This window comes from Mesorhizobium cantuariense, from assembly GCF_042647205.1.
GTDB lineage: Bacteria > Pseudomonadota > Alphaproteobacteria > Rhizobiales > Rhizobiaceae > Mesorhizobium > Mesorhizobium cantuariense.
Map to the genome: position 1 here is coordinate 5,323,136 of NZ_JBHRVD010000001.1, position 22,668 is coordinate 5,345,803.

The 22,668-nt window shown below is 64.1% G+C and carries 12 protein-coding genes; 6 read left to right on the forward strand and 6 right to left on the reverse strand.

Annotated features, from left to right (window positions below):
- Positions 1-18 precede the first annotated feature (18 nt).
- The 3 genes from ACFOJ9_RS26015 to ACFOJ9_RS26025 form a co-directional block, all read right to left on the reverse strand.
- The gene (locus ACFOJ9_RS26015) at positions 19-603 is read right to left on the reverse strand and encodes a helix-turn-helix domain-containing protein (RefSeq protein ID WP_378982657.1); all 585 of its coding nucleotides are present in this window, start codon (positions 601-603) and stop codon (positions 19-21) included.
- A 71-nt stretch (positions 604-674) separates the two neighbouring features.
- A complete protein-coding gene (locus ACFOJ9_RS26020) occupies positions 675-1,478 on the reverse strand; it encodes an N-formylglutamate amidohydrolase (protein ID WP_378982659.1) in 804 nt (267 codons plus the stop codon).
- A 16-nt stretch (positions 1,479-1,494) separates the two neighbouring features.
- On the reverse strand, positions 1,495-2,904 hold the full coding sequence (locus ACFOJ9_RS26025) for an aldehyde dehydrogenase family protein (RefSeq protein WP_378982662.1): 1,410 nt from the start codon (positions 2,902-2,904) through the stop codon (positions 1,495-1,497).
- Positions 2,905-3,059: 155 nt separating this feature from the next.
- Between ACFOJ9_RS26025 and ACFOJ9_RS26030 the strand changes: the two genes are divergently transcribed.
- The 4 genes from ACFOJ9_RS26030 to ACFOJ9_RS26045 all read left to right on the forward strand — a co-directional run bounded on the left by ACFOJ9_RS26030 (position 3,060) and on the right by ACFOJ9_RS26045 (position 11,712).
- The gene (locus ACFOJ9_RS26030) at positions 3,060-3,818 is read left to right on the forward strand and encodes an SDR family NAD(P)-dependent oxidoreductase (protein WP_378982665.1); all 759 of its coding nucleotides are present in this window, start codon (positions 3,060-3,062) and stop codon (positions 3,816-3,818) included.
- Between the two features lie 141 nt (positions 3,819-3,959).
- Positions 3,960-5,321, forward strand: coding sequence for an efflux RND transporter periplasmic adaptor subunit (locus tag ACFOJ9_RS26035; protein WP_378982667.1), 1,362 nt, complete (start codon positions 3,960-3,962; stop codon positions 5,319-5,321).
- Positions 5,318-8,434: an MdtB/MuxB family multidrug efflux RND transporter permease subunit gene (locus ACFOJ9_RS26040; protein WP_378982670.1), complete on the forward strand. Its 3,117-nt coding sequence runs from the start codon at positions 5,318-5,320 to the stop codon at positions 8,432-8,434. The genes ACFOJ9_RS26035 and ACFOJ9_RS26040 overlap by 4 nt, the downstream gene beginning before the upstream one ends.
- Positions 8,431-11,712, forward strand: a complete 3,282-nt coding sequence (locus ACFOJ9_RS26045) for an efflux RND transporter permease subunit (protein ID WP_378982673.1) — start codon at positions 8,431-8,433, stop codon at positions 11,710-11,712. The genes ACFOJ9_RS26040 and ACFOJ9_RS26045 overlap by 4 nt, the downstream gene beginning before the upstream one ends.
- Before the next feature lie 28 nt (positions 11,713-11,740).
- On the opposite strand, the gene ACFOJ9_RS26050 is transcribed toward ACFOJ9_RS26045, so the two are convergent.
- The 3 genes from ACFOJ9_RS26050 to ACFOJ9_RS26060 are packed head-to-tail and all read right to left on the reverse strand — an operon-like array spanning position 11,741 to position 20,542.
- A complete protein-coding gene (locus tag ACFOJ9_RS26050) occupies positions 11,741-14,017 on the reverse strand; it encodes an MBG domain-containing protein (protein ID WP_378982676.1) in 2,277 nt (758 codons plus the stop codon).
- Positions 13,993-18,825 (reverse strand): beta strand repeat-containing protein, encoded by a 4,833-nt coding sequence (locus tag ACFOJ9_RS26055; RefSeq protein WP_378982678.1) that lies wholly within the window; start codon positions 18,823-18,825, stop codon positions 13,993-13,995. Before ACFOJ9_RS26055 ends, ACFOJ9_RS26050 begins: the two co-directional genes overlap by 25 nt.
- A gap of 10 nt (positions 18,826-18,835) precedes the next feature.
- Complete coding sequence (locus tag ACFOJ9_RS26060; RefSeq protein ID WP_378982681.1) at positions 18,836-20,542, reverse strand: ShlB/FhaC/HecB family hemolysin secretion/activation protein; 1,707 nt, start codon at positions 20,540-20,542, stop codon at positions 18,836-18,838.
- 445 nt (positions 20,543-20,987) lie between these two features.
- On the opposite strand from ACFOJ9_RS26060, the gene ACFOJ9_RS26065 reads away from it, so the two are divergent.
- Positions 20,988-21,851 (forward strand): hypothetical protein, encoded by an 864-nt coding sequence (locus tag ACFOJ9_RS26065; RefSeq protein WP_378982684.1) that lies wholly within the window; start codon positions 20,988-20,990, stop codon positions 21,849-21,851.
- A 232-nt stretch (positions 21,852-22,083) separates the two neighbouring features.
- Complete coding sequence (locus ACFOJ9_RS26070) at positions 22,084-22,431, forward strand: hypothetical protein (protein ID WP_378982687.1); 348 nt, start codon at positions 22,084-22,086, stop codon at positions 22,429-22,431.
- Positions 22,432-22,668 lie beyond the last annotated feature (237 nt).

Sequence of the window (22,668 nt, forward strand, 5' to 3'; positions counted from 1 at the left end):
ATTCCAGTCAGGCCGGGATCAGACCCCGGCAACGGCCGGCAGCCCGTCGCGCGGCACGGTGTTCGACATCAGCATGATCACCGGCTCGTCGCCCAGCGCGATATAGGCATGCTGCATTTCGCCGTCGAACAGGATGCTGTCGCCCGGCTGCAGCACTGTCGGGTCATAGTGGATCGTGTGCAGCTCCAGGCTGCCGCTCAGCACGTGGATGAACTCCTCGCCTGAATGGCTGCGCCAGCCACCATTCTCCTCAAAACTCCTCGCGCGTAGCGTAACACGCCAGAAAATGTTGGTCTTGTCGCGAAAATCGCTGCACAGGACCTCGAATTCCATCGCGTTGCCCTGGTGCAGGATGCCGCTGCCGGCGCGCGTGATCGATCGGCGTGCCTGCATGCCCGGCTTCGGGCTGAACAGGAAGGAGGCCACCGGCACATGCAGCACGCCGGCGATCATCAGCGCGACATCGACCGTCAGCCGAGCTTTGCCGTTCTCCAATTTCGACAATTGCGAAACCGAAAGGCCGGAGCGTTCGCTGAGATCGCGCAGCGTGATGTTCTGCTCCTTGCGCGCATCGCGGATCTTGCTGCCCACATTGCCCTGCATCACCTGCGCCCTTGGCTGTCGTGTTTCCAATTCGACAAGCTCTAGCCGGGCGGCCTTGGGGCGTCCAGCCTTTAGACGGCTATGGCTGGTTTCGGCCATAGCGACATCGCGACGGTGGCAAAGGCATCCTCCAGGGTGCGGCTGACGAGCTCGAATGTTTCCGGATCGGAAAGCAGGTCGTTGCGGACTTCGAGATAGAGGCAAGGCCTGCCCTGCTCCAGCCCGTGCCGGTTCAGCGTGTAGCCGACGGCCTGGCGCCAGTCATACGGCTCGTTGTCGCCGATCCTCAATCCGGCCTCGGCGCCCCGCGCGCCAAGCGTTTTCAACACCGAGGTGACGAAGGGGGACTTCTCCCGCCACAGCACGCCGATGTCGACATTGCGCCTGACGCCGCCCATCACCGGGGTGAAGGAATGCACGGAGATCAGCGCCTGCCTGCCCGCCGCGGCCTCGATAACAGCCTGTTCGACCGGCGCCCAGGCGATCATCTTGCGCAGCCTGACATCGACTGCATCGGGTGCGAGATTGCCGGGCACCGGAATGCCGCCGAGATCCGGACGCATGAAATCCCATTCGCCGGCAGGCCTGTTGTAGTCGAGGAACAGCCGCGAATAATGCGCGACCACGGCCGGCGCCCGCAGCGTCTGCGACAGCCGGCGCGTCAAGGCATCGATGCCGATGTCGACCGCGAAATGCGTGCCGAGATAGGGTGCAGCGAGGCCAAGGTCATGCCATGGCGCGGGCACCAGATTGCCGGCATGCTCGGCGATCAGCAGATAGGGGCTTGCCGCCTCGATCCGCAGCCGCTCAACACTGGCGGCGGCCAGCGCGGCGATTGCTCCATCATCAAGCCCTGCAAGGCTCGCAGCGCTCACCGGGCCAGCCTCTGGATCAGCCGATGACGGAGCGGACATGGTAGGCCTTCGCCGCTGTCGCCTCCGCCAGGCCGGCGCGGCCATTGGTGCGGCCGAGGCCGGAATTCTTGATGCCGCCCCAGGGCAGATGCAGGTCGGCATGGTCGCAGCGGTTGAGATACACCGTGCCGGCCTCGACCTCGTCGAGCAGCGTCACGCCGCGGTCGATATCCGTGGTCCAGATCGAGGCGCTGAGGCCGAAATCGCTGTCGTTCATCAGGGCGATCGCTTGCTCATCGCTGCCGACCGACTGGATGCAAGCCACTGGCCCGAACAGCTCGTCGCGCATGATCTGCATACTATGATCGACACCGACCAGCACTTCCGGCGCGACATAGGCAGCGCCGAGGCCAGAGGCCTTGAGCGTTCCGTCTCGCGGCATCAGGCGCCGGGCCCCTGCCCGCACCGCGCTGTCGGTGAGACCGCGGATGGTGTCGGCGGCACTTGCCCGCACCACCGGGCCGACCATCGGCTTTTCGGCAAAGGGATGACCGATGGTCCATTTCACTGTCTCGGCGACCAGCGCTTCGACGAAGCGGTCATGGATCGCCTTGTCGACATAGATGCGCTCGACCGAGCAGCAGGACTGGCCGGCATTGGAATAGGTGCCCTCGGCGATCTGCGGGATCGTCGCCTCGAGGTCGGCATCGGCGCGGACATAGGTCGGATCCTTGCCGCCGAGTTCGAGATGCACCTGGGTGAAGGTGCCAGCGGCGGCGGCATGGACTCGCCTTCCACCATTGACCGAACCGATGAAGTTCACCGCGTTGAAGGCGCCTGACGAGATCAGGCGCTCGGCATCGGCATGATCGAGATGCAAGCTCTGGAAGACGCCGTCGGGACCGCCGGCGGCACGGAAGGCCTCTTCCGCCAGTTCGGCAATCAGTGGCGTCTGCGGCGAATGCTTGAAGATCACCACATTGCCGGCCGCGAGCGGCGCGGTCACGAGATAGCCGAGCATGGCGGCGGGATAGTTCCAGGCGCAGATCGACAGATGCAGGCCGCCCGCCACCGGCTTGGCATAGCGGCGGATGTTGTCATCCGAAGGATAGGCCACATCGGCCAGCGTTTCCGGTGCGACGTCGGCAAGCAGTTGTCCGACCAGCGCCAGGCGCGGCGTCTCGTCGGCCTGCCACAGCGGCCGGCCGATCTGCCAGGCCACCATCTCGGCCAGCGGCGTTGCCCGCGCCTTCATCTCCTCACCGAAGCGCAGCAGGATCGCCAGCCTGTCGGCCAGCGGCGTCCGCCGCCAGGACGGCAGGGCGGTACGCGCCCGGGTGAGCGCTGCCTCGATGGTGGAACCGTCGGCATAGGAGCGCGTCGTATAGGTCGAGCCGTCGACGGGAGAAGTCACGGAAAAGGTCCGCGCGCCGGAATGCAGGTTCATGCTGTTGAAATCCATCCGAGCTGAGAGGTCATTTGGGGCACGATATCGCGATTTTCCATTTTGGCAAATTTTTTCTAATACCGCTTGATGGAATTTTGGTCCGCCCCTATTGTCCCTTCGATCGGCATTTCGGCAGGAACAGACGAGGGGTTCAGATGATCGCTTACGATTTCACCGGCAGGCATGCGGTCGTGGCCGGCGCGGGCGGCGGCATGGGCGAGGCGATCACGCTGGCGCTGCTCGATGCCGGTGCCTCCGTCACCGCCATCGACGTAAAGGCCCGGCCGGCCTCCCTCGCTTCTTACGACGACAGGATCACCTTCGCGCAGGGCGATCTCACCGACGCCGCCTTTGTCGAACAGGCGATCGGCACGGCGGGCCGCGAGCGCGGCGGCATCGACTATCTCGCCAATGTCGCCGGTGTGCTGTGGTTCGGCCGCGACAAATCGGCTCTCGAGATGGATCTCGACGTCTGGGACGAGGTGTTCAGGATCAATTTGAAATCCTTCGTGCACACGGCGCGGTCGGTCGTCCCGCATATGCGCTCGGGCGGGCGCGGCGGCGCCATGGTGCATTTCTCGACCATCCAGTGGTATCGCGGCGACGCCAACCCGCAGGACGCCTACCAGGCATCCAAGGCCGGCGTCTGCGCGCTCTCCAAATCGCTCGCCATGCAGTTGGCGGGCGAGCGCATCCGCTCCAACGCCATCTGTCCTGGCATGGCGCTGACCCCGCTGCAGGCGCGCTGGGACACCGAGGAGAAGCGCTCGGCCGTGGCGGGCTACGCGCCGCTCGGCCGCATCGGCACGCCACAGGACATGGCCAACGCAGCACTGTTCCTGCTCTCCGACGCGGCAAGCTACATCACCGGCATCGAACTCGCCGTCGATGGCGGCCTGCTGATGCGCATGTAGCAGGCATGTCCGGCCACCGGCTGCGATAGCCGCAACCGAGGCAAATGACCGGCCGGCAAGGCCGGTCAAACCTGTCCAACTGTTAATTCGACTTGGGCCGTGTTCGGCCATATTGGTTGATGGGGTAAAAAAGATGCCGCCATGGACCAGCAATTGGAAATGCCCCTGCAGACGACTGTCGCGCCGCGCCGTTCGCGCAGCTGGATTCCCTGGCTGATCTTTGTTGCCGTGGGCGCCGCCACCGGTGCCTATCTCTACCAGCGCCCGCAGGTCGAGGCCAGGCAGCCTGGAAACAGGAGAAACGCGCAGCCGATGTCGATCGGCGCCGCCGCTATCGAGAAGGGTACGATAGACGTCACCCTCGATGCCCTTGGCACGGTGACTTCGCTCTCCACCGTCACAGTCAAGTCGCAGGTCACCGGCCCGCTCGTCCAAGTGAACTTCAAGGAGGGCCAGGGCGTCAGCAAGGGCGACCTCCTGGCGCAGATCGATCCCCGCCCCTACCAGGCGGCACTCGCCCAGGCCCAGGGCCAGCTGGCGCGCGACCAGGCCATGCTGAAGGATGCCCAGCTCGACCTCGCACGCGACCAGACACTGGTGACCCAGGGCGCAGCCACGCACCAGACGCTCGACGCGCAGGTCGCTCTTGTCGCGCAGGACGCCGGCTCCATCCAGGTCGACCAGGCCATGGTCCAGACAGCCACCCTCAATCTCGACAATTGCCGCATCCTGGCTCCGGTCGACGGCCGCGCCGGCCTGCGCCAGGTGGATGAAGGCAACTACGTGACCCCTGGCGATGCCAACGGTATCGTCATCCTCACTCAAATCCAGCCGATCAGCGTCCTGTTCAACGTACCCGAGGACGAACTGCCAGCGATCGCGCGGCGCATGCGGCAGGGCGCCACCCTGCCCACCTCTGCCTTCGACCGCGCCGGCAACAAGAAGCTCGCCGATGGCCAGCTTGAAACCTTCGACAGCCAGATCGACCCGAGCACCGGCACCATCAAGTTGCGAGCGGGCTTCGCCAACGAAACGCGCATCCTCTATCCGAACCAGTTCGTCAACGTTGAGCTGCTGGTCGACGAGCACAAGGACGTGGCCATCGCCCCGATCGCCGCGATCCAGCGCGGCCTGCCCGGCACCTTTGTCTACCTGGTCAATCCCGACAGCACCGTCTCCGTGCGCAAGGTCACGCCTGGCGTCACCAATGGCGAGCATGTCGAGATCCTGTCGGGCCTGAACCCTGGCGACCGCGTCGTCGTCGACGGCGCCGACAAGCTTCGCGATGGCGCCAGCATCAACCTGCGGCAGGACGGCCAAGCTCAGACTTCGGCACAGACACCCCCGCAGGCATCAACGCCTGCGCCAGCAGGGACAACGCCGCAGGCGCAGGCGCAGGCACCGGACCAGGCCACCCCCGATGCGCCGAAGCCGGACGGCACGGGCAAACACAAGGGCCAAGGCCGCAAGCATCGTCATGCGGAGTCCGGGCAGCAGCAATGAGCCCGTCGCGCGCCTTCATCCTGCGGCCAGTGGCGACATCGCTGTTCATGGTCGCCATCATGCTGTCCGGCCTGCTGGCTTACCGCTATCTGCCGGTCTCAGCGCTGCCCGAGGTCGACTATCCGACGATCCAGGTGCAGACCTTCTATCCCGGTGCCAGCCCCGACGTCATGACGTCCTCGGTCACGGCACCACTGGAGGTCCAGCTCGGCCAGATCGCCAATCTGAACCAGATGAACTCGGTCAGTTCCGCCGGCTCTTCCGTCATCACGCTGCAGTTCAGCCTGGCGATCTCGCTCGACGTTGCCGAGCAGGAGGTGCAGGCGGCCATCAATGCCGCCGGCAATCTGCTGCCGGCCGATCTGCCGGCGCCGCCGATCTACGCCAAGGTCAATCCCGCCGACGCGCCGGTGCTGACACTGGGCCTGACCTCGAAGACGATGCCGCTGCGCGACGTGCAGCAGCTTGCCTACACAAGACTGGCGCAGAAGATATCGCAACTGCCGGGCGTCGGCCTCGTCAGCCTCAGCGGCGGCCAGCGCCCGGCCGTGCGCGTCCAGGCCGATCCGCGCAAGCTCGCCGCCTATGGCCTCAATCTCGACGATCTGCGCACCACGCTGGGTAGCGCCAACGTCAACACGCCCAAAGGCAATTTCGACGGGCCGTCGCGGGCCTACACCATCAACGCCAACGACCAACTGAAGAGCGCCGACGAATACCGTTCGCTGATCGTCGCCTACAAGGATGGCGCTCCAGTGCGGCTGAGCGATGTCGCTGATGTGGTCGACGCCACCGAAAACAACAGGCTGGCGGCCTGGATGAACAGCACGCCGGCGATCATCGTCAACATTCAGCGCCAGCCCGGCGCCAACGTCATCGAGGTGGTGGACCGCATCAAGGCACTGCTGCCGCAATTGCAGGCCTCGCTACCGAGCGCTGTCGATGTGAAGGTGCTGACCGACCGCACAACCACCATCCGCGCTTCCGTGCGCGACGTCGAATATGAACTGACGCTTGCGATCATGCTGGTCGTGCTGGTCATTTTCGTCTTCCTGCGCAGCGCGCGCGCGACGCTCATCCCAAGCCTCTCGGTGCCCCTGTCGCTGGTCGGCACGCTGGGCGTCATGTATCTGTTTGGCTTCAGCCTCGACAATCTGTCGCTGATGGCGCTGACCATCGCCACCGGCTTCGTCGTCGATGACGCCATCGTCGTCATCGAGAACATCGCGCGCTACGTCGAGGAAGGGGATACGCCACTGCAGGCGGCGCTCAAGGGCTCGCAGCAGATCGGCTTCACCATCATCTCGCTGACCGTTTCGCTGATCGCGGCGCTGATCCCGCTGCTGTTCATGGGCGATGTCGTCGGCCGGCTGTTCCGCGAATTCTCCATCACGCTCGCCACCACCATCCTGATCTCCGCCGTGGTGTCGCTGACGCTGGTGCCAATGGCCTGCGCCAAGCTGCTCAAGCCATTGGCGGCGGTGCGCGAGAACGCCCTGCAGCGCGCCAGCCGCGACTTCTTCGACTGGGTGATCAGGGGCTACGGCCACGCGCTGACCTGGGTGCTCGACCGGCAGACGCTGATGCTGCTGGTGGCGGCGGCCACGCTGGTGCTGACGGCAGCGCTCTACGTGATCATCCCCAAGGGGTTTTTCCCGGTGCAGGATACCGGCGTCATCCAGGCGATCACCGAGGCGCCACAGTCCATATCCTATGCCGCGATGGCCGAGCGGCAGCAGGCGTTGGCCGCTGTCATCCTCAGAGATCCCGATGTGGACAGCCTGTCATCCTTCATCGGCGTCGACGGCACCAACACCACGCTCAATGTCGGCCGCATCCTCATCAACCTCAAGCCGCATGAAGAACGCACCACCGATATCACGCAAGTTATCGCCCGCCTGAAGCAGGCCACCGCCGCGACGGCTGATGTCACCCTCTACATGCAGCCGGTGCAGGACCTGACCATCGACGGCACGGTCAGCCGCGCGCAATACCAATTCGTGCTGCAGGACGCCAATCCGGACGAGCTGACGCAATGGACGCCGAAGCTGCTTGCCAGATTGAACACGCTGCCTGAGATCGCCGATGCCGCCAGCGATCTGTCAGATGCCGGCCTCGCCGTCTTCGTCGATATCGATCGCGACCAGGCCGCGCGCTTCGGCATCACGCCGGCGACGATCGACAACGCGCTTTACGACGCCTTCGGCCAGCGGATCGTCTCGACCATCTTCACCACGTCCAGCCAGTACCGGGTCATCCTCGAAGCCGATCCGTCCTTGCAGGATTCGCTCAGCGCACTCTCCTCCGTCTACCTGCCGTCATCGACCGGCGGCAGCCCGGTACCGCTTTCCGTGGTCGCCAGCACCCATGTCGCGACGGCGCCCCTCCAGATCACCCATATGGGGCAGTTCCCCGCCACCACGGTCTCGTTCAACCTCGCGCCCGGCGTGTCGCTTGGTGAAGCGGTCAGCGCGATCCAGCAGGCGCAGAGCGAGATCGGCATGCCGCTCAGCGTCATCACCAGTTTCCAGGGCGCGGCACGCGCCTTCCAGGCTTCGCTCGACAACACGCTGTTCCTGATCCTGGCGGCGGTGGTCACCGTCTACATCGTGCTCGGCGTGCTTTATGAGAGCTTCATCCACCCGATCACCATCCTGTCGACGCTGCCTTCGGCCGGCATCGGCGCGCTGCTGGCGCTGATGATCGCCGGCGAGGATCTGACCATCATCTCGATCATCGGCATCATCCTGTTGATCGGCGTGGTCAAGAAGAACGCCATCATGATGATCGACTTCGCGCTCGACGCGCAGCGCAACGAAGGCAAGGCGCCGCGCGAGGCCATCTATCAGGCCTGCCTGCTGCGCTTCCGCCCGATCCTGATGACGACGCTGGCGGCGATGCTGGGCGCGCTGCCGCTGATGCTCGGCACCGGCGTCGGCTCGGAACTGCGCCACCCCCTCGGCGTCACCATCGTCGGCGGCCTGCTCGTCAGCCAGTTGCTGACGCTGTTCACCACACCGGTCATCTACCTCTGGTTCGACCGCCTTGCCGCCCGGCTGCAAGGTATCCAGCCCAACCTTCCCCGTGCCTATGGTGCGGACGCCGCGCCATGAACCTGTCGGTTCCCTTCATCCGGCGGCCGGTGGCGACAACGCTGCTGACCTTCGGCCTGCTGGCGGCCGGACTGGTGGCGTTTCCGCAATTGCCTGTGGCGCCGCTGCCCGAGGTCGACTACCCCGTGATCTCGGTGCGGGCATCGCTGCCCGGCGCCAGCCCGCAGGTGGTGGCAAACACGGTTGCCAGCCCGCTCGAGCGGCATCTCGGCGAGATCGCCGATGTCAACGAAATGACGTCGTCGAGCAGCGTCGGCAGCGCGCGCGTCACTTTGCAGTTCGGCCTCGACCGCGACATCGACGGCGCGGCGCGCGACGTGCAGGCCGCGATCAACGCGGCGCGCGCCGACCTGCCGTCCAGCCTGCATTCCAACCCCACCTATCGCAAGGTCAATCCGGCCGACGCTCCGATCCTCATTCTGACGCTGACCTCCGACACTCTGTCCAAGGGACAGCTGTACGATGCCGCGAGCACCGTGCTGGCGCAGAAACTCTCGCAGGTCGATGGCGTCGGCGAAGTGTCGGTGGGCGGCAGTTCGCTACCGGCGGTACGCGTCGAGCTCAATCCGCAGGCGCTCTACAATTACGGCATCGGGCTGGAGGATGTGCGCGCCGCCCTCGCCTCGGCCAACGCCCACAGTCCCAAGGGTGCCATCGACACCGGCCCGCAACGCTATCAGATCTACGCCAATGACCAGGCCAACCGTGCGGACGCCTATCGCTCGCTGGTGGTAGCCTATCGCAACGGCGCGCCGGTGCGGCTGTCCGACGTTGGCCAGGTCAATGATTCCGTCGAGAACATCCGCAATGCCGGTCTCGTCAACGGCAAGCCGGGCGTGCTGATCATCCTCAACCGCTCGCCCAACGCCAACATCATCGCCACCGTGGACCGCGTGAAGGCGCTGATGCCGTCGCTGCGCGCCTCGATCTCGCCGGCTATCAACCTGTCGCTGGCGGTCGACCGCTCGACCACCATTCGCGCCTCGCTATGGGAAGTCGCGCAGACGCTGATGATCGCCATCGGCCTGGTGATCCTGGTCGTCTTCGCCTTCCTGCGCGACGTGCGTTCGGCGCTGGTGCCGATCGTGGCGGTGCCGGTGTCGCTGGTCGGCACGCTCGGCGCCATGTACCTGCTCGGCTTCAGCATCGACAATCTGTCGCTGATGGCGCTGACGGTCGCCACCGGCTTCGTCGTCGACGACGCCATCGTCGTGCTGGAAAACATCTCGCGTCATACCGCTACCGGCATGGGCCGCATCGAGGCGGCGATCAAGGGTGCGCAGGAGGTCGGCTTCACCGTGCTGTCGATGAGCCTTTCGCTGATCGCCGTGTTCATCCCCATCCTGCTGATGGGCGGCATCATCGGCCGTTTGTTTCGCGAATTCGCCATCACGCTGTCGGCCGCGATCCTGGTTTCGCTGGCCATTTCGCTGACCACCACGCCGATGATGTGTTCGATCCTGCTGCGCCCCGAAGGAGAACGCGCGCACGGCCGGCTCTACCGCTTCAGCGAACGCGTCTTCGACGCCATGCTGACAGGCTACCGCCGGTCGCTGTCCTGGGCGCTGGATAATCCGCTGCTGATCATGGCGGTGCTCGCGGCGACGCTCTGTCTCAATGGCTACCTCTATGTCACCATCCCCAAGGGGTTCTTCCCGCAGCAGGATACCGGCCGGCTTGTCGGCTCGATCCAGGCCGACCAGGCGACCTCCTTCCAGTCGATGTCGCAGAAGCTCACCCAGTTCGCCGGCATCGTCAGCAAGGATCCGGCCGTCGACGCCGCCGTCGGCTTCACCGGCGGCGGCCAGACCAATTCCGGCTCGATGTTCGTGTCGCTGAAGCCGCTGGCCGAGCGCAAGGTTTCCGCCGACCAGGTGATCGCCCGGCTGCGGCGGCAACTCGCTGTGGTGCCGGGCGCAACGCTCTTCCTGCAGGCGGTGCAGGATATCCGCGTCGGTGGGCGGCAGTCGAACGCGCAGTACCAATACACATTGCAGGGCGACAGTTTCGACGAACTCGCGCAGTGGGCCCCCAAACTGGCGGCGGCGCTGCAGACCGAGCCGAAGCTGACCGACGTCAACAGCGACCAGCAGAACAAGGGCCTGGAGGCGGACATCGTGATCGACCGCGATACCGCGACGCGGCTCGGCATCACCGTCGGCCAGATCGACAACACGCTCTACGACGCCTTCGGCCAGCGCCAGGTTTCGACCATCAATGTTGCGCGCAACCAGTACCACGTCATCATGGAGGTGGCGCCGCAATACTGGCAGAACCCCGAAGCGCTGAAACAGGTCTATGTCAGCACGTCGGGCGGGTCGGTGCATGGTTCGCAGGCGAGCAATGCAGTCGCCGGCACATTCGTCACGCCGGGGCAGTCGAGCAGCGCCACGGCGGCCGTGGCGGATGCCGCGCGCAACCAGGCCAACAATTCCATCACCAGCATCGGCAAGACCGCGGCCTCCACCGGATCGGCCGTCAGCACCGGAGCCGAAACCATGGTGCCGTTGTCGTCGGTCGCCAGCTATGGCCCCGGCAGCACGCCGCTTTCGGTCAACCATCAGGGCCTGTTCGTCGCCACCACGCTGTCGTTCAATCTGGCGCCGGGCGTCGCCCTCAGCGACGGGGTCGCGGCCATCAACGCGGCGGCGAACCGCATCGGGATGCCCGCCACCATCCATGGCAGTTTCCAGGGCACGGCCGGCGTGTTCCAGGATTCGCTTTCCGACCAGCCGCTGCTCATCCTTGCCGCGCTCATCGCCGTCTATGTCGTGCTCGGCATTCTTTACGAGAGCTATGTCCACCCGCTGACCATTCTCTCGACCCTGCCCTCGGCCGGGGTCGGCGCGCTGCTGGCCCTGTCGGCCTTCGACATCGAGTTCAGCATCATGGCGCTGATCGGCATCATCCTCTTGATCGGCATCGTCAAGAAGAATGCGATCATGATGATCGACTTTGCCCTGGCCGCCGAGCGCACCGGGAACAGATCGGCGCATGACGCCATCTACCAGGCGTGCCTGCTGCGATTTCGCCCGATCATGATGACGACCATGGCGGCTTTGTTTGGCGCCGTGCCGCTGGCCATCGGCCTTGGCGAAGGCAGTGAACTGCGCCAGCCGCTTGGCATCGCCATCGTCGGCGGCCTGATCCTCAGCCAGATCCTGACCCTCTACACGACGCCGGTTATCTACATCTATGTCGACCGCTTCGGTCGCTGGTGCCAAAGGTTGCGGTCGTCACCGCTTCTGTGGTCGCAAAGCCCGCAGCCGGGAGTATGACATCAGGTCATGCCACGCCGGGTCTGTCCTACTGCACCGACGCGACAGCACAGACGGAAGCGACGCCCGCCACGCCCTGGCAGAAAGCAGGGCCATCAACTCGCGGGTCCTCGACCAGTGTCTGCGCATCGCCATCGGCTGGTACACCAGTGAAGAACACCGGCGTCGGCCAACCGCCACCGCGCATGTTGGTGTTGTACGCAACCGTGCTGGCGGCTTCGGTTGCTGGCACCGTGTTGGGCGCCGAGACAACCAGATCGGCACCGACATAGGTCAGCTCATAATTGGCCGAGAGGGTCAGGCTCCCTTGTTCGATGGCATAGTTGCCAGGAGCGTTGACGGGTGTCGCCTCAGTCGAGAGCGTGCCAAGGAATGTATCCCCGTTGACCAATCCCAGACCGCCGATCGAATAGGTAAGCGGCGGATTGGGCATGCCCTGCGGTCGGCTTTGCGGGTCCGCCATGACGGTGATCGCCCGCTTGCCGATGCTGAAATCGGTCTCGATATAGCTGATATCGTAGTTCGAATTGGCGCTGTCGGTGAGCGTGCCCTGGCCGATCGCATAGGCTCCGGCATTCTCACCCGCGGCGCGGTCGAGCGTGCCGACCAGCGCCACCCCATTGCCGAGATCGGTGCTTGTGTAGCCGTAGGACGACGGGTCGGCATCGCCATAGATCTTGCCCTGGCCCGAATTGGCCGTGACCGTGACCGACCTCTTGCCGATGCCGAAGTCCGCACCGGCATAGCTGATATCGTAGTTCGAATTGGCCGCATTGGTGAGCGTGCCCTGCCCGATCGCATAGTTTCCGACAGTCTCTCCGGCAATGCGGTCGAGAGTGCCGACCAGCGCCACACCATTGCCGAGATCGGTGAAGGTGTAGCCATAGGACGACGGATCGGCATTGCCGTAGGTCTTGCCCTGACCTGCGCCGGCTGTGACCGTGACGGAGCGCTTGCCTACGCTGAAATCGGCCCCGACATAGCTGATATCATAGTTCGAGTTGGCGACATCCGTGATGCTGCCCTGCCCGATCGCATAGTTTCCGACGTTCTCGCCAGAGGCGCGGTCAAGCGCGCCGACCAGATCAACGCCGCTACCGAGATCGGAGACTGTGTAGCCATAGGACAGCGGATCGCTGTCGCCGTAGATCTTGCCCTGGCCAGTGATCGCGGTGACCGTGACGGCACGTTTGCCGATGGCGAAATTGGCGCCGACATAGGTAATGTCGTAGTTGGCATTTGAGGTCTCGAGACTGTCTTGCCCTATGGCATAGGTTCCGACGTTCTCGCCGGCGACGCGGTTGAGAGAACCAACCAGATCGACGCCGCTGCCGAGATCGGAGACGGTGTAGCCATAGGACAGCGGATCGCTGTCGCCATAGGTCTTGCCCTGGCCGGAGTTGGCCATGACCGTGACGGCGCGTTTGCCGATGCTGAAATTGGCACCGACATAGCTGACGTCGTAGTTCGAGTTCGAAGCGTTGGTCAGCGTGCCCTGGCCGATCGCATAAGTCCCGACATCCTCGCCAGTGACACGGTCGAGAGAACCAACCAGATCAACGCCGTTGCCGAGATCGGAGACGGTGTAACCGTAGGATAGCGGATCGCTGTCGCCGTAGGTCTTGCCCTGGCCGGTGCTCGCCGTGACCGTGACGGCGCGCTTGCCGATGCTGAAATTGGCATCGACATAGTTGATATCGTAGTTCGAGTTCGAAGCGTTGGTCAGCGTGCCCTGGCCGATCGCATAAGTCCCGACATCCTCGCCAGTGGCACGGTCGAGAGAACCAACCCCCTGGCCACCGGTGGCCGTGACCGTGACCGCGCGCTTGCCGATGCTGAAACCGGCACCGACATAGGTGATGTCGTAGTTGCCGTTGGCAGCATCGCTGAGGCTGCCGCGGCCAATGGCATAGGTCCCGACATTCTCGCCGGCGGCGCGATCAAGCGAGCCGACCAGCGTCGTGCCGCCGCCAAGATCGGAAAAGGCATAGCCGTAGGACAGCGGATCACTGTCCCCATAGATCTTGCTCTGACCGGCATTCGCTGTGACCGTAATCGCGCGCGGCGTCACCGAAAGGTCCGCGCCGACATAGCTGATCGCATAATTGCCGTTGGCGAGCGTGCCCTGGCCGATGCCGTAGGTGCCGATATCGGATGATGCCGTAGCGGTCGTTGTCAGTGCACCGCTCAAGCTGTCGCCATTGACGAAATTGCCCGAGGTCAGCTGATAGGTCAGCGCCGGATTGTCATCGCCGTAGATGCGGCTCTCGGCGTCGGCCGTCACCATGATCGCACGCTGCGCCACAGACAGGTTGCCGCCGACATAGCTGATCGCGTAGTTGCTGTTGGCGAGCGTTCCTGGTCGATGCTGTAGCTGCCGACATCGGATGCTGTCGTCGCCGACGTCGCCAGCGCACCGTTCAGGCTGTCGCCATTGACGAGATTACCCGCGGTCAGCTGATAGGTCAGCGCCGGGTTGGCATCGCCATAGATGCGGCTCTTGGCATCGGCCGTCACCGTGATCGCGCGCTGCGTCACCGACAGATTGCCGCCGACATAGCTGATCGTGTAGTTGCCGTTGGCGAGGGTTCCCTGCGTGATGCCGTAGCTGCCGACACCGGATGCCGTCGTCGCCGTTGTTGCCAGTGCACCGCTCAGGCTGTCGCCATTGACGAAACTGCCTGTGTTAAGTTGATAGGTCAGCGCCGGATTGGCATCGCCATAGATACGGCTCTTGGCGTTCGCCGTGACCGTGATCGCGCGCGGCGTCACCGACAAATTGGCGCCGACATAGTTGATCGCATAATTGTTGTTGTTGAGCGAGCCCTGCGTAATGCCGTAGCTGCCGACGCTGGATGACGTCGTCGCCGATGTCGTCAGCGGACCGCCCAAGTTGTCGCCGCCGACGAGGCTGCCAGATGTGAGTTGGTAGGTCAGCGTCGGATTGGCATTGCCATAGATGCGGCTCTTGGCGTCGGCCGTGACCGTGATCGCGCGCTTGGCGATGGTAAAATTGCCGCCGACATAGGTGATGTCGTAGTTCGAATTGTTGGCGTTGGTGATGGTATTCTGGTTGATGGCGTAGGTCCCGGCACCGTTCCCGGCCGTGCGGTTGAGAGTTCCGACCAAAGCCACACCGGCGCCGAGATCCGAAACGGTGTACGCATAGGATGACGGATTCGCATCGCCATAGATCTTGCTCTGGCCCGGCGTGGCCGTCACCGTCACCGCGCGCTTGCCGATGGTAAGCAGGCCGGTGCTGTTGTAGGCAAAGCCATAGCCGCTCAACGCCGCGAGATTGCCGGCGCTGACGGTGACTGCGTAAGACCCGGCGCCGACCTGTGTGTTGCTCGGCGGGTTGACGGACGTCACGCTTGGGCCGCCGCTGAACGTCGTGGCGGCGCTGTTGCCGAGATAGGCGCCGACTGCGCCCGCCTGGTAGCCCGCCACTGAATAGGTCAGTGCCGGCAGGGCGGTGTCGCCGTAGGTCTTCGTTGCGCTGTTGGACGTGAAGGTCAGCGTCGGCTGATAGGCGAAGACATAGCGATTGCCCGTCGCGCTCACCGCGCCGCCGGCCGCCGTGTTCCAGATGGCGGTGTTGCCGCTGTCGAGATTGCCGAAATTGTTGCCGGTCGGACCTGCCGCATAGACCAGCCAGCGTCCGGTAGTGGCGATGACGGCATCGCTGCCGCGATTGTTGATGAATTGGCCCGACGCTGAGAGCACCGGATCTGTTCCGCTGACTGTTGCACCCGCCGTGATGGTCAAATTACCCGCCGTCTGAAGCTTGACGGATCCTGTGGTACTGACCCCGTTCGCGGTAACCCCACGGGCGCCCGAGACGGAGGCGGCCGTCAGGCTTGTGCCGTCGCGCAAATCGACGGAACCGGCGTTGCCGGCGACGTTGCCGATCTGGTTGCCGGCATTGGTCAAGGCGAAGCTTCCGGTGCCCCCGAGAACCAGCGACGCCGCCGTCAGCCCACTTGTCTGCGTGACCACGCCGTTCGACGACAGCGCCAGCGTGCCGGTGCCGACCGACAGCACCTGATTGAGGGCGAAGGTCGTCGCGGCGGTTTCGATCTGGCGATTTGCGAAGGACAGGCTGCCGACAGAGGTCGACCCAATCGCCGCGCTATAGGCGCTGTTCAGCGCCGACAGCGAGGCGATCGAGCCATCCGCCTCGTCGAGCCGCCAGTCGCCATAGACGTTGAGGTTCGAGATGTTGCCGCCAGGCAGGCCGGTCCGGAAAGTCACCCCGTTCTTGGCGCCCGAGTCCGCTTCGAGAACCGTATAGGCAAGCACAGCGTTCGAGACGGTGCCGGCCGGCAGAGCGAGATAGTAATAGCCGTTCGTTCCGGTCGAGACGGTGCCGAGTTTCACGCCGCCGGAGACGACAGACACAAGACCCGGATTCTTTGTGTAGTAGGGCTGGCCGGTGCCGGAAATCAGTGGTGTGTTGCCGCCATCCTTGTAGGCAATGCCCGAGATCGCTTGCATTCCATTGGGGTAGAAGCTCTTCAGATAGGGATAGAGGCCGCCAGCCCCGCCGCCATAGGCGGCACTCAGTCCGTTGGCGCCACCATTCTGGAAGCTGGAGGTTGAAAGGCCGACCACATTGACCAAGCCACCCGTGGTGCCGCCGCCGATCGCAGGCTTTGCGGCGGACGTGGTGTTATAGGGGCCGGATGTCGATGTGTCGTACGCGCCTGTGACCATGCCGTCATAGAGGTTGTTGCCTATGAAAGCGCCGACGAGCCATCCGCCGCTGACCGCGCCGGTCGAATAGCTGTCGGTTATCCTGCCGCCATTGCCGACCGGTGAGTAGCCATAATTCGATCCGACGAGACCGCCGACGGCCGCGCCGCCGCTGCCGATATCGACGGCGCCCATGGCATAGACGCGATCGATGGTGCCGAAATTGTTGAAACCCACTGCGCCGCCGGCGGTGTTGGTATCGCGAGCATTGACGACGACGCTGGAGAAACTGTCGGACAGCGCTCCATCATTTTCGCCGATCAGGCCGCCCGAACCGGAGCCGTACTGCGTCGTGAACAACTGGCCGGTCGAATAGCTCTGGGTTATCGTGCCGGCATTGAAGCCGGCGATCCCGCCGAGGGCCTTGTTTCCCCGAACCGTCACATTGGTGACGCCGACATTCTGGACAAGGCCACCGGCGCCGATATAGCCGAACAGACCGACATATTGAGCGGCGGATTGCGTCACTGAAAGGCTGTCGACGGTGTGGCCGAGCCCGTCGAACGATCCGGTGAAGCCGTTGCCGCCATTCTGGACATTGCTGTTGCCGTCGGTGCCGAGTGCCGTGAACCCGAGAAGGTTGTTCCAATAGTAGGTCGAGCTCGCCTCGATGTTGTTGGCCAGCGCATAGCGTTCGGTCAGGCCGCTGTTGATCGCCTGCAGGCCGTTGACATCGTAGACCAGCGTGTAGCTCTGGCCGTCGATCGACAGTGCCTGCGCACCCGGCGTGCCAGTGAATGTCGCCGATGCGCCTAAGGCGTAGGAGATCGTGCCGCCGGTGCCGCCATTGTTGGTGATTAGCGCCAGTCCGCCGACGCCGCCGATCGTAGCGCCCGCATTGAAGACGATCGAGTGATAGGCGTTGAGCGTCAGCGTGTTGGCGTTCCAGCTGATCGGCGCCGCGATGGTGATGTCGCCGGCCTGGGAGCCGCCGCTGCCAGTGGAGATGGTGACATTGGCCGTTGCGAGAAGGTTCTGCAGCGTGGTGACGTTGATGACGCTGTCGTCGGTGTTGGCGGACATGCTGCCGCCGGTGTTGTTTGTGCCATTGGAGATGGTGACGTTGTAGGGATCAAGCAGCAGGTCGCCAGTGTCGCCGAACCGGGCACGCAGGTCGACCTCACCGGTGAAGTCGAGACGCTGCTTGCCCGACACTTCGGTGAAGCCGCCATTGCCGCCGCTGTCGCCACCGCGTGCGGAAATCTTGCCGGCGAAGTTTGTTTGCTCGTCGGACCAGACGATCACCGTGCCGCCATCGCCGGTGCCGGTCGCATCGGCGCTGATCGTCGTGTTCGCATCGATCTCGGTCGTTGCTGAGCGTTGCAGCGTGCCAGAACCCTGCTTGTCGCCGCCGATCTTGACCGTGCCGCCGCCATCCTTGCCTGAGGCATCGACCTTGGCGGCCCTGAGCTTCAGTTTGCGGCCGGTCACCGTGACCTTGCCGCCCTTGCCGGTGGCCTTGGCCGAAGCGTCGAGCGTGCCGGTGATTTCAACCGAGCCATCGTCGCCGCCGAGCACGATGGCGCCGGATTGACCGGAAACCGTGCGTGCCTCGATGACACCGGACATGTTGACGGCCTGGCGTGCTGCATCGCGCACCGCCGCTGCCTTGAGTTCGACCAGTCCGCCATCGGCGCTGATGCGGCCGGAATTGCTGACCAGCGCATTGCTGCCGTCAGCCCTGGTCGGCACGGAAACCTGCAAGAAGCCGTCGCCGGACAAATCAAGCGCCGCCTTCTCGCCCGAGCCGAGCCCGACCTTGCCGAGCGGCACGGTGATCGAGCCGGCATTGTCGACGCTGCCGCCGATCAGCGCGGCATAGCCGCCGCGCCCGATGCTGATGGAACCCTGATTGGAGACGGCTGCTGACGCGCCGTTGCCCTCGAATTCCAGCTTGCCGGCCTTGAAGTCCTCGTCGCTGATATCGAGCGAGGAGCCGACGAAGCCGGCGGCACTGACCTTGCCGGTCTTGGAGATGGCGATGCCATTGGGATTGACCAGGAACACCTGGCCATTGGCGTTGAGCTGGCCGGCAATGGTCGATCTGGTACCGCCGGTGACGCGGTTCAGCATCGTTGCCGAGGACGACGGCTGGTCGATGTTGACTGTCGCCCCGGCACCGATCGAAAAACTCTGCCAGTTGACGATGGCCGAATTGGTCGACTGCTTGATCGTCAGTTGTGAAGACGACGGATTGGCGATGGTGACGCCGCCGGACGCCACGCTGCCGCCGGTCGGCAGCTCCTGTGCCCGTGCGGACGTAAAACCGACAAGCGCCGTTGACGCCAGCAGCAGCGCCATCAACGGCGCGCCGGTGTGGTTGAGATGCCGCCGTGAGAGGTGGGGTTTGCGCTGCATGGTCATGTCTCTAGAACTGGACGGCGCCGCTGAGCGAAAAGCGATCGCTGATCGGCAGATGATCGTCGCGATGCTGGCGGCCCCATTCCAGCGTCAGGCTGGCGTTGGTCGCGTCACCCGCGAGTGCCGTGCCGACTTTCAGGCCAAGTCCGTATGACGCGCCGACGATGTTGGCCGTCTCGAGCGCGGTCGGCATTTCGAGATGCACCTGGCCGACGGCGCCGAAGACGTAGGGCGAAAGCGAAACGATGCCGCCGGTGAACGGCACGTACCAGGGGGAGGACAGCTCGCCGCGCAGCACGTAGCCGGAATCACCCTGCAGCGCGCCGGCGTCGAAGCTCGAAAGGCCGTTCGCCCCGACCAGCCCGATCTGTTCCGACTGCAGCAGCGGCTTGCCGAACGAGGTCTGCGCACGGGCGTAGAGATCGAGACCGAGATGGGCGGAGAGCGGCTGGCTGTAGCTGGCGGAGACCTCCAGCTTCTGGAACGCGGCGTCCGCCCCTTGGCGCGACAGCGGCAGCAGCGGCGTGGCATCGGCGGCTGAACGGGCGCCCAGCCCGTCAATGCCGAAGGACGCCACGACATTGCCGATGAAGACGCCGCCAAGCGGCGTAAACCAGGTGCCGTCAAGGCCGAGCCGGGCAATGCGCAGCCGGTCCTCGGCGATCGGCAGCGAAATCGGCGTTACCGCGTCGAGCGTGTCGTTCTGCACGTCGAAGGACAGTTCGGTGCTGATGGTGAGCGCGCGGCTGCGGATCCAGGGATAGCGAAGCCGCGCCGAATAACGCTCGAAGGCGCTGCCGAAGCCGAGCGTGCCGGGTTCGGCGGTCGGATTGGCTTGTGTGCGGCTGGCTTCGAGGTTCAGCGTCAGCCCGTCATAGCCGATCGGCACGACGATACCGGCGGCATAGTTGCGATTGAGTGGTCCGTCCGTGAACAGGCCGCTCTCGCCGCCATCGGGGTAGCCGCCGGCCCTGATATAGACGAGTTCGCCGAGGCCGAGCAACGAGTCGAAATCGACGCCGATGCCCGTCGACCAGCGCTGCAGCGACGGCGACAGCGAGTTGTCCACGGTCGCCTGTCCGCCGATCGGGCGATATTTGCCGTCGATGACCAGCACGCTGGCGCCTTTGGCTGTCCCGGCCTGCAAGGTCGAACGCAGCCTGGCGCCGGGCGTATCGCCGGCCAGCAGAAGCTTGCGCTCGATCGCCGACAGCTTGATGCTTTTTTGTCCGACGAGCGGCGCCAGCGTTGCCTCGACCCGTCCGCGTATCCGCCCGGGCAGATTGCTGGTGTCGATCCGCTCGAGAAAACCATCGACGACGACCAGCCGAAGTCTTGCGCCGTCGTTGAGCTTCTGCGCCGGCAGCACGACCCGCACCAGCGCATAGCCGGCCCGGCCATATTCGGTTTCGAGCTTTCGCGCGGCGGCAAAGATTTCAGCCGCCGTCACCGTGCGGTGCGCAAGGCCCGCAACGATCTTGCGTGTTGCATCAGCCATGTCGGGCAAGCCGCCTTCGACGCTGACATCCGTGAGCTTGACCTTGAGCTTCTCGGCACCCGCCGGCGCCTCGAGGCCCACACCTTCGGGAATGGAAACGCCTGCCGTGTTGACTTGTGGCGGCGGCCGGAAGCTTGGCGGCGTGATCTGGCTGGCTGTCTGCGCAAACGCACCGGCTTGAAGCCACAGGCACGCCGAGGCAACAAGCAGGATCAACCATCCCCCACGGGCTGCCAGCCCACCGAAAATTGGGTGGCAGTCGTTATTTCTGCCAATCGCGATCTTGCTTGTATACTTCACTCAATCACTCGTCTTTCGAGGTAGAACGCGGCAAAGCTTCGCCACCGCGCGAGATCTCATCGCTCGTCAATTCACCGCTGCTTTCGAACTCATTTCCGGAAAGGCGTGTCCCCGCCGCTCGGATGACGCGGAAACTATGCCTGGCTCTGGTGAACGTCAATTCAACGGGGTGCCGTCCGGCTGACTATTATTGGGAGGGGTTTTCCAAGCTATAGCAATCAGTTAGCACGCTGCGTCATGAACTGGTCGCTACCGGACAGGGCCTATTCTCCACATTTGCTACCCTCTGGACACAGCTGTGGAAGGCTGAAAAATGGGGAACGCAACTCCACTTTTGGAGTTGAATCGCAACACAAGGAGGATGGCGCTGAAATTGGAAGACATTGCCGGTCATCCGGCGTTGCATCGCTACGTTCAGGAGCAGTCGCTGGCGCTGATCCAGATCTATCAGGACAGCCCGCGGCTGGCCGCGATTTTTGCCACGCAGCAGCGTTGGCTGATGGGCCATGTCGGCCTTGCCATGCATTTCAGGCGTGACCCGCTCGACCGCCGCAAAGAGCTGACTGTGTCGCGTTTCATCGAGGTCGTGCACCAGCATTCAGTGGCCAGCCGCAACACCGCCGACGCTTTCATCAAGGAGATGCTGCACTACAACATCGCCGAGTATGTTTCAGGCGGGGATGGGCGCACACATCCCTTGCAACCGACGGCGGCAACCGTGCGCACCTTCACCGGTTGGGTCTTGGCCCATCTGCGGACGCTGGATCGCCTCGACGGGGCCGACCGGCTGGCCAGGTTCCTGGAGCACCCCGACATGGTTGCCAGGCTGCAGCCCCTGGTGGCGGACGGCCTGCTTTCGTCCAAGCCGGTGCGCGAACCCAACCAGACCTTTTCCCTGTTCATCTGGCTCAACAATGGCGGCATCGTCATGGATTGGCTGATGTCGGGCATCGACCCCGATCATGCCGGCCTGGACCGGATTCCGACCAGCATCGTCTCGATCGGAGATTTCGCCAAATGGCTCAAGCTGTCGCGGACCCACCTTGCCCGCAAGCTGCGCGCTGCCGAAAATCTCGGCAGCATCGGCTGGCTCGGCCAGCGCGGCCATTCGGTGATGTGGGTGTCGAACACCTTCTACCAGGAATACATGACCGTCCAGGCCGCCAAGCTGGCCATTGTCGATGCCGCTTTCGATGCCTGTTTTCCGCCGGCGCAGCCCGTCTGAATTTGCACAGGATTGCAGCCTGCGCGAGAAATCGCCGACAGGGTAGAGATCATGAGCGAGACCCTCGACCGCCGCGAACCGCGGTCGGCGGAGTGTGTCTGGACACAGCCGCCGAAGGCTGAAAATGTGTCTGCGTCTTCGCAGCCGCAAGGCTGAATCGAAGAGGGAGGGACAATGGCGCTGACCTTGGACATTAGGCTGGGGTCCTCTCTCCCAGCACGAAGACCGCCGCATGCCCCGCTTTCTTGCCGTCTACACCATGAAGCCCGAAGACCTCACCCGCTTTCGCAGCCTGCCCAAGCCCGAGCAGAATGCGATTGATGCCATCGGCTTAAGGCAATGGGCGGACTGGGAGGAGAGACAAGCCGCGTTTCTCGCCGATCGGGGCGGCATGGTCGGCAAGACGACGCGCGTAACCAGGGACGGCATTACCGACGGCGTGAATCCGTTCTGCGGCTACATTGTTGTCGAGGCCGATACCATCGATGCAGCCGCCCGCCAGTTCGAGAATCACCCGCATTTCACGGTCTTCCCGGCCGACGGCGTCGACATCATGCCCCTCCTTACCGACCCGACTTGAATGTCCGCCAATCGCTGATGTTCAAGCGGCCGACTGTCTGCTACGCGCCGCATCTCGGCCGTCTAGATCAGCTTTGCCGTTTCCTGAAAGCTGACATCGCAGGCGACCGCGCTGGAGGTCGTGGTGGCGCCACCTTCGGGCCTTGCCAGTAATGCCGCGAATGTTAAGTTTCGGCTCCGATGCGGACCCTCGCCCGAGTTCAAAGACTAACCGCGACCGTTCTGCGGCCTTCGCATC

Bases quoted from the DNA above. Each gene is read 5' to 3' on its own strand.
- ACFOJ9_RS26015 (WP_378982657.1), bottom strand. From the start codon at position 603: ATGCAGGGCAATGTGGGCAGCAAGATCCGCGATGCGCGCAAGGAGCAG.
- ACFOJ9_RS26025 (WP_378982662.1), bottom strand. From the start codon at position 2,904: ATGAACCTGCATTCCGGCGCGCGGACCTTTTCCGTGACTTCTCCCGTC.
- ACFOJ9_RS26030 (WP_378982665.1), top strand. From the start codon at position 3,060: ATGATCGCTTACGATTTCACCGGCAGGCATGCGGTCGTGGCCGGCGCG.
- ACFOJ9_RS26035 (WP_378982667.1), top strand. From the start codon at position 3,960: ATGGACCAGCAATTGGAAATGCCCCTGCAGACGACTGTCGCGCCGCGC.
- ACFOJ9_RS26040 (WP_378982670.1), top strand. From the start codon at position 5,318: ATGAGCCCGTCGCGCGCCTTCATCCTGCGGCCAGTGGCGACATCGCTG.
- ACFOJ9_RS26045 (WP_378982673.1), top strand. From the start codon at position 8,431: ATGAACCTGTCGGTTCCCTTCATCCGGCGGCCGGTGGCGACAACGCTG.
- ACFOJ9_RS26055 (WP_378982678.1), bottom strand. From the start codon at position 18,825: ATGCAGCGCAAACCCCACCTCTCACGGCGGCATCTCAACCACACCGGC.
- ACFOJ9_RS26065 (WP_378982684.1), top strand. From the start codon at position 20,988: ATGGCGCTGAAATTGGAAGACATTGCCGGTCATCCGGCGTTGCATCGC.
- ACFOJ9_RS26070 (WP_378982687.1), top strand. From the start codon at position 22,084: ATGCCCCGCTTTCTTGCCGTCTACACCATGAAGCCCGAAGACCTCACC.